The following is an 11,806-nucleotide window of genomic DNA, read 5'->3' as shown; positions in this document are numbered from 1 at the left end:
AAAGAATTATGTCGATTATCTGAAAATATCTTATTTTTACTATAAAGCGATATCCTTTTTGAGTTTTTCATATTTTGGTACACTATTCATGTAGTGTAAATGAGAGAAAAGAGGGCCTTTTACTATGAAGTCATTAGAAGAGATTTTGCAATACAATGAGAAATTTGTTGAAGAGAAAAAGTATGAAGAGTTTGTAGCGGGGAAATTTCCAAACAAAAAGATGGTAATTATTTCTTGTATGGATACAAGACTTGTTGAACTATTGCCGAAAGCGATGAATATGCGTAACGGCGATGTGAAAATTATTAAAGTAGCAGGTGCTGTTATTTCACATCCGTTTGGAAGTATTATGCGTAGTATTTTAGTCGCTGTATATGAACTCGGCGCTGATGAAGTATGTGTAGTTGGTCACCACGATTGTGGCATGGCAAAAATTCAAGCGAGCAGTACAATTGAGAAAATGAAAGAGCGCGGTATAACAGAAGAGAAATTAGATATGCTTCGTTATTCTGGAATCGATTTAGAACGATTCTTACGCGGTTTCTCTAGTGTGGAAGAAAGTGTAGAACATAGCGTATCAGTACTTCGCAACCACCCGTTACTTCCGGAAGAAGTACCTGTTCACGGTCTTGTTATCGATCCTGATACAGGAAAATTAGATTTAGTTGTGAATGGTTACGACAATTAAGAATTTACTTTGTCATCCTTTTTATCTGGGACAGGATCAAATCCTCCTGGGTGGAAAGGGTGACATTTTAATATACGCTTACAAGTAAGCCAAAAGCCTTTGAATGCGCCATGCTTTTGAAACGCCTCTAATCCGTAATGAGAACAAGTCGGATAAAAACGGCAGGTTGGCGGTGTCATCGGAGAAATGAACTTTTGATAAAAGCGTATAATCCCAATAAAAATCTGTTTCATAATGGTCTCCTTTTCGGCATATTCTTAAAGTATTATAGCACGACTGTACATAATACTTTACTAATGTGCATTTCCGTTATATCATATTGGATATAACGGAATTAAATTAAAAGCGGGAGAGATGTTGTATGCCATCAGTAGAAAGCTTTGAATTAGATCATACGATTGTAAAGGCACCTTATGTAAGGCATTGCGGAGTTCACAATGTAGGTAGTGACGGTATTGTAAATAAATTTGATATTCGTTTTTGCCAACCGAATAAACAAGCAATGAAACCAGATGTTATTCATACGTTAGAACATTTATTAGCATTTAATTTACGTAAATATATTGATCGTTATCCGCATTTTGATATTATCGATATTTCACCAATGGGCTGCCAAACAGGATACTACCTTGTAGTAAGCGGAACACCGACAGTTCGAGAAATCATTGATTTATTAGAATTAACATTAAAAGATGCGGTTCAAATTACAGAAATTCCAGCTGCAAATGAAACACAATGTGGTCAAGCGAAACTTCACGATTTAGAAGGAGCAAAACGCTTAATGAACTTCTGGTTAAGCCAAGATAAAGATGAACTTGAGAAAGTGTTTGGATAGGAAGAAAAACTGCCTGTGAAAGGGCAGTTTTTTTATTTGTAGAAATGTATGTATGAAGAGTATTGACTTTACCGTATACGTCAAAGTTTATAGTAGAGGTAAATAAAGTAAAGGGAGGAAATGATGGAGAGGTATAGCATTGGTGAAATTTCAAAAGAAACGAATGTAACGACGAGAACACTTAGATATTATGAGGAAATTGGATTGTTAAAACCGTCTTATGTTGCTGATTCAGGATATCGCTACTATTCAAAAGATGATGTAATTACATTGCAGCAAATTACAACTTTTAAAAAGCTTGGTTTTAAGCTTTCAGAAATAAAAGAAGTATTAAAAGAAAAAAAGGGGATTTCAGAAGAAGAAAGATGGAAAAGTGCGATTCAAAATGAAATTCAAACGATACAATGGGAAGTAAAAAGGTTACAGGATTTAGAAAAGCTACTATATACAACATTTCATTCCATTGAATTAACAGGAGAGCTTAGAACAGAAGATCTAATGTTATTTATAAAATCCGTACAGGGAATTAATCAGAGGGAGAAATTTTGGAAAAGGTATTTTAATGAGGAAGAGCAGCAGATTATTCAGGGGTTACCAACATTTGAAGAAAACGATAAAAGAACGCAAGAGTGGCTGCAAGTATTAAGAGAAATTCGCGAGCGTATAAATGAACCAGTAGATTCACCAGAAGTTCAACAATTAGCGGGGAAAGTAGTGACTTTTTCTATGCATGTGTTCCAAGAAGATGAACAATTAATAAATAAGTATTGGGAATTAATTAGACCTGAAGAGGGAGAGATTGCAAAAGTATATGGACTTGATTCGGTAACAATGAAGTATATAGATGAAATGGTAGAGTATTATTTGAAAAAGGAGGAAGATAAATGACAGCTATGCAAAAAGAGAAGCTGTATGGAAAGGAGCATGCACGATTAGAGCGGCGATACTTTTATAAACATGCGGGCATTTTCATTCTTGCACAGCTACTATTTATTTTTGTAATAGGGCTTGTACCAGCCCAAGAGTTACCAAGTGGATCTTATATCCTTCATATGAAAGAATGGATTTTAAATAAACACATCGGCTTTTATCAAAATGAAACTGTTAATACGATTGTAAATGTTTGGACATCGATACTTATGATTCATTTTATATGGGCGATGTCTTACATTCTTTTTCCGAAAAAGAAACGTAGTTCTTCAAAACAAGAAACACGACAAGAGATAAAAGAAGAAGTGAACAAGAAAAAAGAGATTAGTACAAATAGAGCGTGGCTATATTTAGTATTTGGAGGCTTAATCGAAATATATTGGGCAACAGGATTAAAAACAAATTCGATGAGTATTTTGACACTTATTGCAATTTTAGTGAGTTTTCATCTATTAATTGAAGCAACTAAAAGAATTCCAATTGGAACGGCATATGCAGTATTTACTGGAATTGGTACAGTAGGAACGATAGTAGTAGATATTTTATATTTTAAAGAGCCATTCTCGTTTATTAAAATTTTCCTTGTTTGTTTATTAGCATTATTTATTATCGGATTGAAATTTAGTGGCGACAAGGGAGAGGTGAAATAAAATGGCGTGGATGTATTTAATTATAGCCGGGCTCTTTGAAGTTGTCGGTGTAATTGGTATAAAAAAAGTAGCGAAAGATAATAATTGGACGAATAATATTATTTTAATAGGTGGATTTATTATTAGTTTTCAATTTTTAACGATGGCGCTTCAAGAAATTCAATTATCAATTGCATATGCAGTTTGGACTGGAATTGGGACACTCGGGGCAGCGGTTGTCGGTATTTTATTTTTTCAAGAACCGAAAAATGCTTTTCGGATTGTTTGTATCGTTGGGATTATGGGGACGATTATTGGATTGAAAATGGTGAGTTAAAGAAGAGCAAAACTGAAGTGATCCCTAAAAGTTAGACACAGTTATTTCATTAGGCAGCTTGATAAAAGTGAGTTCGGTATTGTACCGGACTCATTTTTAATTTTGCCTTAATCCGTTTCGTATTATAATAATCTATATATTTTTCTAATTCTATTTTAAAATGTTCTACACTTTCAAATTCTTTCATGTAGAGGAATTCCGACTTCATAATCCAAAAGAAATTCTCTATTACTGCATTGTCGTAACAGTTTCCTTTTCGAGACATACTCTGTACGATACCCCTTGATTTAAGTGTACGGACGTACTGTCCCATTTGATAATACCATCCTTGATCCGAATGCATTAGTAGCTGGTGGGCTTCAGGTAAACGTTCTAATGCTTTCTTTAACATCTCTGAAACAAGTGAATACGTTGGTCTAGAACCAATTGTATAGGTAATAATTTCACCATTATACAAGTCTAATACAGGTGATACATACAGTTTCTCTCCAAACAATTTAAACTCTGTGATGTCCGTTACCCATTTTTGATTCGGGGCATCTGTGTAGAAATTACGCTCTAAAATATTTGGTGCAATTCTACCAACTTTTCCTTTATAGGATTTATATTTCTTCATATGCACAACACACTTTAATCCAAGTTCTTTCATAATGCGTTGAACCTTCTTGTGATTCACTTTCTGACCACGATTCGTTAATTCATCACGAATGCGACGGTAACCATAACGACCTTCATTTTCCTCATAAATCGCTTTAATCTCGGCTTTCAAATCGGCATCTACATCTGGACGATGCATTTTCTTTACTAAATCATAATACGTGCTTCGTGGAATAGTAGCTAGCTTCACGAGTGCCTTCACCGAATATTTATGCCTTAATTCATAGACTACTTGCGCTTTGTCTTGTTTCGTAATTTTTCCTTGTTTTGAACTAAGGCATTCAACTTTTTTAAGTACTCATTTTCCATTTCAAGCTGTTTAATACGTGCTTCAAGTGCCTCAACTGACCCTTCAGCTAACGCTTGTTTTAATTGTTTATTTGAATCTTTTTTCATGGATGGACGCCTCTTTTTCTTAGATTGAAGGGCATCAATTCCTTGTGTTTTGAGTTGTTTTCTCCAAACAGAAATCGTTGAAGGGGCAGGAATGTTAAAGATAGCTGCCGTCTCAAATAAGGACATACCGTTTTCAATCATAAAGTTTAGTACGTCTAGTTTAAATTGTTGTGTGTAATTTGTACACCGTTTTAGAAAAGCTTCCACACCATTCTGTTTATATTGGTTTACCCAATTCAAAATGATTGTGCTGCTTATACCGATTGCTTTACCGATTTCTCGATAACTTTCATTTCCGTGCAAATAACGTAAAACGATTTGTATTTTCTCATCAGCTGTAAATTTAGCCATAGAAAAACTGCACCTCCAATTGTTAGACTGTGTCTAACAATTGGGGTGCAGTTCATTTTGCCGCTCTTTTATTTCATCGATTCCAAAAAGGATAAACATAATACTAAAAAGGATAAAAACGTATGGTAAAAGCATAGAGATATTTGCGAAGAAGCTAAATAGGGTGAGAATAAGAGCGATAGTAGCTATTATAATTCGAATGTTTTTAAACATATAATCCTCCTTTAAAAGAACATTATAAATGGAATAACAAAAACAATCGTAAAAAGACTTAAACCGATGCTAATGGCTCCAATTTGTTTTTATTGTTTTTGAATCGTCTCAATTCCTACTAAAATGCCATATAAACTAAAGAGGAACAAAATGATAGGTGAAAAGATTTGAAAGTTCATTGTAAAGGTGCTGTATAAACATAGAATTAAAGTAATAAAAACGATGGTTATGCACTTTAGCACTCCTTAGTAGAAAGAAAATAATGCTAAATTGATTGGAGTTTCATTCTATATGTAGCGAAAGTAGCTCGATATTAAAAAGAAGAATATAAGACTAGAAACGAAAAAAAACGGAATACTCATTGATTTTCGTCCGGATTGCAATTCGTTAATTCCTAGAAGAATAAAGCTACAACTAAGGATGAATTGCGTGTAGGGGAGAAGTGTGAAATTATCGGTAATAAGAGCATAAGTGCAAAGCGAGACTATGAGAAGCGTGAGAAGTCCTAAAACAATCCGTAATCCGGTTAGCGTTATATAACCTCCTTTTAAATAGACTATTTATCGGAATAGTTCTGAGAAGCTAAGAAATAAAGCACCAGATCCAGCGAGAAAAGCAAGTATGCCACTAGATTTTCTGTCTTGTTTTATTTCTCCTAGTCCTATAGTGAAAGCCATTAATCCTAAGAAAATGAATAGGTAAGGCATAAGTTCTTTGTTGTTACTGATAAAACTATAGGCTGCTATAGATAAAGCAATAAGTGATAAAGTAATCCGCAGTCCTTTTAGCATGCATGTCCCCCCTTTTAATGTATATAGCTACTGATGAGAACAATCCAACTGAAAGTTCCAGCAGCAATACAAATAAATCCTGTCCCTGAATCTTTTTTCTTTATTTGTTCAATTGCAATGAGAAACATTAAAGTTCCTAATAGAAATTGTGAAAGTGGTAGAAAGTTATTTTGACCTGTATAGAGCCCAATTACCGACGCAATTATCACAGTGAGTGCGATTGCGATGCGAAGTATACGAAGCATACTATGAGTCCTCCTTATTATTTTTTGAGTAAGGGTTATCTTCTAGTTTATCAACAGAATGTTTATAGGCGTAGCCTTTATTAATCGTCATGACAGAGAGTACTAATATGACTAGGACGATGATAATACCGATAATTAATATTTTAAACATAAAACTCCCTCCTTTTCTTTATTTTACATAATTTTGTAATTGATGAAAACAATAGAAATTAAAAGGATGAAAGAAGGGTGTTACATGGAGCAGAAAAAAATATATTATATATCAATAGGAAACGGTCAAATTTCACAAGTGAAGACAGCGGATACGTATAATTTTGAGATTTCCGCAAATGATGAGGAAATTACGGAATTAAGAGAGTACTTCGATCAAGCATATGTAGAGGATTTAGGTTCATTTGTACGCTCCCACGTTCCATTTGTTGAATATCATCACGATTCAAATAATGACCGATATGATGAACAACTACAAAAAGCATATAAAATGATTTACGATTTAGGAAATCATGAGACGAAAGAATTAGTCGCGCAAATGGGAATAATCAATGGATTATAATTGGATAATATTATGCAGAAAAGCGAGAATATGCTACAATTTGTGGTAGGAAAAACTTGTAACCATCAATAGGGGAGTAATGGCATGTACAAATTTAAAGATTATTACCACAACACTGTACAATTATCGTTTGAACGTTATCCATTTTCTCCTGAGCCAAAGCATGTTTGGGTTGTATGCCGGTACGGGGATCAATGGTTATTAACGCATCATTTACGTCGCGGTCTTGAATTTCCAGGTGGAAAAGTAGAACTAGGGGAAACACCGGAGGAAGCGGCAGTTCGAGAGGTTCATGAAGAAACCGGCGGCATAGTTTCTGATTTAACTTACTTAGGACAATATAAAGTATCTGGAAAAGACAAAATAATCATTAAAAACATTTATTTTGCAACAATTAGTGCGGTAGAACAACATACGCATTACGAAGAAACGAAAGGGTCTGTTTTATTAAAAAACATTCCTGATAACATTAAAACAGATAGAAAATTTAGCTTTATAATGCGCGACGATGTATTGGCGCGTACGATGAAACATATAGAAGAAATCGGCTGTTTTACGAAGTAAAGTGGCCGGTTTCTTTTTTGTATAAGAATAAATGTAAATATATCTTTATGTAATTTCGGATATATTATACAATTTTTGTAAAGATATATTTACATTTTAGGGGGAGGAAGATGGATAAAAGAAAAGAAACGACTGTTACTGTTTCGATGGTTAAATTAAATATCTATGCATTTCTTATAATATTCGCTCTAGCGATTGGAATTAGTTTTTTACATGCATTTCTTTCAGGTGAGGTTCAATTGGAAATTACATTACCAATTATGCTTCTTTTTATTATCACGCTGCTTGTTCTCGTTTGTATTCATGAAGCGATACATTTAATAGGATTTCGTTATATCGGAGGAGTTCCGTGGAGTGAACTAAAATGGGGCGTCAATTGGAAATTAGGTGTTGCATATGCTCATTCTAAACAGGAAATTACAGTAAAGCAAATGAAGAAAGTGTTAATGCTTCCGTTTTTACCGACTGGAATTTTGCCAATTGTAATTGGGTTAGCTACGAATATGCCATCAATCTCATTTTTAGGAATTCTACTAACAGCAGGTTGCATGGGTGACATTGCCTTATATCAAAAAGTTTCAAAGTTTCCAGATGATGCACTAGTTCAAGATCATCCGAGTAAACCGCAGTTTACAGTATATGAGTAATAAAGGAAGAGGAGGCGTTCGGGAAACGAAGCCTCCTTTTACTATTGTCTTGTTTTTGTCTCCACCTCTAAAAACGAAAGCACCTCCAACAAATCATCCACCACACGTAAATGATTAAAGTCACCCCAAAATGAATCTCTCTTCCACATACCAAGAATACCTACTTGTTCAGAACCAAGTACATCATTTTCAGGATGATCCCCAACGTAAAGACATTCTTCTGCCTTTACATCTAGCTTTTTTAAAGCTCGTTCGAAAATTTCAGGATGTGGTTTTTTTATCCCTTCCGCTTCTGAAACGAGAATTGTGTTTGTATACGTATGTATGTTTAGTGCACGAAGATTGTTCATTTGAAAATCAGTAAAGCCGTTTGTTATAATGCCAATTTTAATATTTTGTTGTGTTAAACGCTGAAGTAATTCGTGCATGTTTTTGAAAGGAATACAATGATGTTGAAAGTTAGTAATGTAGTCGTGCAACAGTTGCTCTGGTGTTAAAGTAGTAATGTTGTATTCGGAAAGGAGAATAGCATATACTTTGTCTTTCCACGTATAGCCATTATTATCGAGTTCAAGAAACCGAGAACAATACTCGGATTTTTCTATGTTCATTAAGTACGAGGCAAAACGATTATATTGATCATAAATAAATTGTTCTAAAGATTGGCGCCGGTCTAATAATGTTCCATCTAAGTCGAATAAGACTGCCCGAATCATAGGAAACCTCCTTACATTTTTTTATAATTCATTATCGCATATTCGTTAAAAAATGATTATGATATTTTTGTAGAATGGAATAATGGAGGATTGTATGAAGAGACTGTATGGTAAGTTAGTAGGGGTTATCGTCGCAATGGGTTTAATGGCGGGATGCGAAAGTTCTATGAAGAGTGTGAAAGAAAAAGGAATTTGTAAAACAGAAGAAGAATGCGTAGAAATAGGAGATAAGAAACTTCAAAAAGTATATGAAAAAATAGATGGATTATCTGAGCTTGAAGCAGTAGAAGATTATGATATAGAAGAGCATGAAAGTGCGGATATGAAAGAGGCAGAGCAGAAAAAAGAAGATGATGATGAAAGTTATTTCTTTTTAGCTTCTTATTATATTGATGGTGATGAAATTGTAGATCCTTATTTTGAAAAAATAGAACGGAAACGTTTAAATAAAGTATTTGCTGAAGATAAAGAAGCGAAAGAAGAAGTACTGCAACAACGTCAAGATAGAGGGTATCATGAAGACTTGTGGGATATGTATCGCACGCTCATTCCAGCTAAATATCGCGGGAATATAACAGAATTTGATTTAATAACGGATGGTTATGACGGTGTTGTTGCTCACGTTATGCCTAGTATAGAGAATCCGAAAGACTGGACTCTTAGCTTAGATACGCTTGATTCTGCGGTAAATATCGATGAAGTGATGAAAACATTAATTCATGAGACGGCTCATGTGTTGACGCTCGGGCATAAGCAAATACCAGTAGATGAAAACTATATAAAGGATTTTGAAGAGGATAAAGATATTTCAACGTACCGAAATAAATGTGGAAATCTTTTCTTACAAGAGGGATGTGCGAAGGAAAACTCTTATATTAATCAATTTTATAATTCTTTCTGGAAGTCTATTGAGCAGGAGTGGACAGAAAAGAAAGTAGAAGAAAGTGAAGAAACGCAAATTGAATTTTTTAAAGAAAAGCATGATGAGTTTGTCTCACAGTATGGAACGACAAATGTAGCGGAAGATATTGCAGATACGTTTACAGCGTTTATTTTACAAGACTCAAAAAAGGTGAAAGAAGGAACGGAGTTAAAATATAAAAAAATCGCCTTTTTCTATCAATTCCCTGAGCTTGTAAAAATGAGAGCGGAAGTGTTGTGGGGATTATATGATATTTCGAAAGCGGTAGAACAACAAAGTGGAAACTAATGTGAGTTATATATGTTAGTTAAGAAAACGTAAAGAATTTTAGTTCTTTGCGTTTTTTATGTTGATAAAATTGAAAATTCTGTCTTTTTATTAAAAAGAAGAAGGAACTATCACTATAAAATAGAATTAGTATAAAAATGTCACAATTTAGACACAATTATAATGCGCGTGTTATAGGGGCTATAAGTTTACTCTAGAGGAGGTAATGAAACGTATGAAAACGATTCTTGCTGTTGCTGGTCTCATTTGGGTAATGTCTCACGGTTTTCCGATTTTTGAAGGGGAGCAAATTCGTAGTGCATTGGATAAAAAGTTTAATGATTATCATGTGATAGATCGAAAAGATAATGTCGTTACAGTACGTGTGAAAGATTGTTTCCATACAGTTACGGTTGCGGATGGAAACGTTAAAAATGAAACAAAGATGTGTGATAAAAAGTAAAAGAAAAAAGCTGACTATAGTCTATCGCCCTAAGTCAGCTTTTTTTTCGTTTTCCAATTAGAAGTTTTTCAAATGCCTCAACAAACACATACATCAGTGTTGCGAGGACACAGGTGAGTAGTACACTCAGTAAGACAAGCGTGAAATTAAATACTTGGAACCCGTAGCTAATTAAGTAGCCAAGACCTTGTTTAGAGACGAGAAGTTCGCCGAATATAACTCCGACCCATGATAAACCGACGTTCACTTTTAACGTTGAAATAATGGCAGGGAAAGATGCAGGGAGAACTACTTGCTTATAACATTGCCATTTATTTGCGCCAAATGTGTCCATCACTTTTATATAGTTAGAATCGACTTCTTGGAATGCGCTGTAAATAACGAGAATGGTAATGATGATGGAAATGATTACTCCCATTGCAATTGACGAAGAAATATTTGGACCGAAGATTACAATGATAATCGGCCCAAGTGCCACTTTTGGCATGGCGTTTAGGACGACGAGATATGGATCAAGTACGCGAGCGAGAAGGGGTATCCACCAAAGGAAAGTAGCAATAATAGCTCCGAGCACTGTTCCAAGAATGAAGCCTACCCCCGTTTCAAGTAATGTCGTCCATATGTGGACCCAAAGCGAACCGTCCATCCATTTACTAAGGAAGAGATCCCAAATGCTTGAAGGAGAGCTAAAGAGTAAAGGATCAATCCACTCTTTTTTGCTAGCTATTTCCCATAGTGCAAAGAAAAGAATGAGCAGTAAAAGCTGCAAAGAGCGTGCTAACCATGCGCGCCTGCGTTCTTTTTTCCGAAACTGTTCATGTAGTTGCTTTATATTATCCAAGGCGCTCCAGCTCCTTCCATATATTTTGGAAGAGGGATGGGAAGTCATGATGGTGGCGTGATTCTAACGGTGATAAGGAACGGATACTTTCTGGGACGATAAATGTTTTTGCAATTTTCCCGGGATTCGCTTGTAGTAAATAAATACGATCACTCATCGCAATTGCTTCTTCAATATCATGTGTTACGAGTAGTGAAGTTTTCTTATATTTGCGTAGTAAGCTGAAAACGAGATCTTCTAGTTTCAATTTCGTTTGATAATCGAGCGCCGAAAAAGGTTCATCTAGCAATAAAATTTTTGGGTCGGTCGCTAACGTTCGAACGAGGGCGGCACGTTGACGCATACCACCGGATAGTTCACGAGGGTATTGCTGCTCTACATCATGTAGACCGACTTGCTTTAAAAGCTGTAAAGTATGTTCTTTCGTCTGTTCATCGTAAATTTTTCGGATATGAAGTCCGAGCATAATATTTTCTTCAATTGTCTTCCAAGGAAACAAGTAGTCTTGCTGCAACATATACCCCATAGATGAAGTTTTCGTTGTAATGGGCTCACCATCTAAAAAGACGATACCTTCAATTGGATCAAGCAGCCCGGCAATAATGGAGAGGAGTGTCGTTTTGCCGCAACCACTTGGACCGAGTATAGAAATGAATTCGCCTTCTTCCACTTGTAAACTCATATCTTCGAGAATCAGCTTGGCATTCTCTTTTGCGAAAAAGCAGTGAGAAACGTTACGTATTTGTAAAAAGCTCATACAA

Annotated in this window: 18 protein-coding genes and 1 pseudogene; 10 read left to right on the top strand and 9 right to left on the bottom strand. The window is 35.1% G+C overall.

The window, feature by feature from the left end:
• Positions 1-124: 124 nt before the first annotated feature.
• On the top strand, positions 125-688 hold the full coding sequence (locus ACVWY7_RS20020; protein WP_000838162.1) for a beta-class carbonic anhydrase: 564 nt from the start codon (positions 125-127) through the stop codon (positions 686-688).
• Here the strand turns inward: ACVWY7_RS20020 and yidD are convergent.
• Entirely contained in the window at positions 685-921 is a 237-nt protein-coding gene (yidD, locus tag ACVWY7_RS20015) for a membrane protein insertion efficiency factor YidD (RefSeq protein ID WP_000809330.1), read from the bottom strand. The genes ACVWY7_RS20020 and yidD overlap by 4 nt on opposite strands.
• A 128-nt stretch (positions 922-1,049) precedes the next feature.
• Here yidD and luxS point away from each other — a divergent pair, with 128 nt between their 5' ends.
• The 4 genes from luxS to ACVWY7_RS19995 all read left to right on the top strand — a co-directional run bounded on the left by luxS (position 1,050) and on the right by ACVWY7_RS19995 (position 3,419).
• Positions 1,050-1,523 (top strand): S-ribosylhomocysteine lyase LuxS, encoded by a 474-nt coding sequence (gene luxS, locus ACVWY7_RS20010; protein WP_001141369.1) that lies wholly within the window; start codon positions 1,050-1,052, stop codon positions 1,521-1,523.
• A 123-nt stretch (positions 1,524-1,646) separates the two neighbouring features.
• Entirely contained in the window at positions 1,647-2,411 is a 765-nt protein-coding gene (locus ACVWY7_RS20005; RefSeq protein WP_000443118.1) for a MerR family transcriptional regulator, read from the top strand.
• A complete protein-coding gene (locus ACVWY7_RS20000) occupies positions 2,408-3,103 on the top strand; it encodes a DMT family transporter (protein WP_000126253.1) in 696 nt (231 codons plus the stop codon). Before ACVWY7_RS20005 ends, ACVWY7_RS20000 begins: the two co-directional genes overlap by 4 nt.
• A 1-nt stretch (position 3,104) precedes the next feature.
• On the top strand, positions 3,105-3,419 hold the full coding sequence (locus ACVWY7_RS19995) for a DMT family transporter (RefSeq protein WP_000312451.1): 315 nt from the start codon (positions 3,105-3,107) through the stop codon (positions 3,417-3,419).
• 49 nt (positions 3,420-3,468) lie between these two features.
• On the opposite strand, the gene ACVWY7_RS19990 is transcribed toward ACVWY7_RS19995, so the two are convergent.
• From ACVWY7_RS19990 to ytzI, 5 genes and pseudogenes are all read right to left on the bottom strand, one after another.
• Positions 3,469-4,823, bottom strand: a protein-coding gene (locus ACVWY7_RS19990; RefSeq protein WP_456523941.1) for an IS3 family transposase whose coding sequence is annotated in 2 segments (ribosomal slippage) — positions 3,469-4,370 and positions 4,370-4,823 — 1,356 coding nt in all. Because the reading frame shifts where the segments join, the coding sequence is not laid out codon by codon here.
• A gap of 224 nt (positions 4,824-5,047) precedes the next feature.
• Positions 5,048-5,278: pseudogene (locus ACVWY7_RS19985) on the bottom strand (hypothetical protein).
• Positions 5,279-5,596: 318 nt separating this feature from the next.
• Positions 5,597-5,827 carry a YczI family protein gene (locus tag ACVWY7_RS19980; RefSeq protein ID WP_000911977.1) on the bottom strand — a complete coding sequence of 77 codons (231 nt, stop codon included), beginning with the start codon at positions 5,825-5,827 and terminating at the stop codon, positions 5,597-5,599.
• Between the two features lie 14 nt (positions 5,828-5,841).
• A complete protein-coding gene (locus ACVWY7_RS19975) occupies positions 5,842-6,072 on the bottom strand; it encodes a DUF3953 domain-containing protein (RefSeq protein WP_000944448.1) in 231 nt (76 codons plus the stop codon).
• A gap of 1 nt (position 6,073) precedes the next feature.
• Positions 6,074-6,223 carry a YtzI protein gene (gene ytzI, locus ACVWY7_RS19970; protein ID WP_000472797.1) on the bottom strand — a complete coding sequence of 50 codons (150 nt, stop codon included), beginning with the start codon at positions 6,221-6,223 and terminating at the stop codon, positions 6,074-6,076.
• A gap of 84 nt (positions 6,224-6,307) precedes the next feature.
• Between ytzI and ACVWY7_RS19965 the strand changes: the two genes are divergently transcribed.
• From ACVWY7_RS19965 to ACVWY7_RS19955, 3 genes are all read left to right on the top strand, one after another.
• On the top strand, positions 6,308-6,625 hold the full coding sequence (locus tag ACVWY7_RS19965) for a hypothetical protein (RefSeq protein ID WP_000435791.1): 318 nt from the start codon (positions 6,308-6,310) through the stop codon (positions 6,623-6,625).
• Positions 6,626-6,709: 84 nt separating this feature from the next.
• The gene (gene mutTA / locus ACVWY7_RS19960) at positions 6,710-7,189 is read left to right on the top strand and encodes an antimutator 8-oxo-(dGTP/GTP)ase (protein ID WP_000276388.1); all 480 of its coding nucleotides are present in this window, start codon (positions 6,710-6,712) and stop codon (positions 7,187-7,189) included.
• Positions 7,190-7,299: 110 nt separating this feature from the next.
• A complete protein-coding gene (locus tag ACVWY7_RS19955) occupies positions 7,300-7,836 on the top strand; it encodes a DUF3267 domain-containing protein (RefSeq protein ID WP_000361297.1) in 537 nt (178 codons plus the stop codon).
• A gap of 41 nt (positions 7,837-7,877) precedes the next feature.
• On the opposite strand, the gene ACVWY7_RS19950 is transcribed toward ACVWY7_RS19955, so the two are convergent.
• Entirely contained in the window at positions 7,878-8,552 is a 675-nt protein-coding gene (locus ACVWY7_RS19950; protein ID WP_000617333.1) for an HAD family hydrolase, read from the bottom strand.
• 94 nt (positions 8,553-8,646) lie between these two features.
• Here ACVWY7_RS19950 and ACVWY7_RS19945 point away from each other — a divergent pair, with 94 nt between their 5' ends.
• Together ACVWY7_RS19945 and ACVWY7_RS19940 are read left to right on the top strand one after the other, a co-directional pair.
• A complete protein-coding gene (locus ACVWY7_RS19945; protein ID WP_456523940.1) occupies positions 8,647-9,762 on the top strand; it encodes a recombinase family protein in 1,116 nt (371 codons plus the stop codon).
• A gap of 214 nt (positions 9,763-9,976) precedes the next feature.
• Complete coding sequence (locus ACVWY7_RS19940) at positions 9,977-10,204, top strand: hypothetical protein (protein ID WP_000849109.1); 228 nt, start codon at positions 9,977-9,979, stop codon at positions 10,202-10,204.
• 34 nt (positions 10,205-10,238) lie between these two features.
• Here ACVWY7_RS19940 and ACVWY7_RS19935 read toward each other — a convergent pair whose 3' ends face one another.
• Together ACVWY7_RS19935 and ACVWY7_RS19930 are read right to left on the bottom strand one after the other, a co-directional pair.
• The gene (locus ACVWY7_RS19935) at positions 10,239-11,045 is read right to left on the bottom strand and encodes an ABC transporter permease (protein WP_000368789.1); all 807 of its coding nucleotides are present in this window, start codon (positions 11,043-11,045) and stop codon (positions 10,239-10,241) included.
• Complete coding sequence (locus tag ACVWY7_RS19930; RefSeq protein WP_000009045.1) at positions 11,038-11,802, bottom strand: ABC transporter ATP-binding protein; 765 nt, start codon at positions 11,800-11,802, stop codon at positions 11,038-11,040. Before ACVWY7_RS19930 ends, ACVWY7_RS19935 begins: the two co-directional genes overlap by 8 nt.
• Between the last annotated feature and the right edge of the window lie 4 nt (positions 11,803-11,806).

This window comes from Bacillus sp. TE9106W (assembly GCF_054062215.1).
This window is presented reverse-complemented; position numbering and strand designations above follow the sequence as displayed.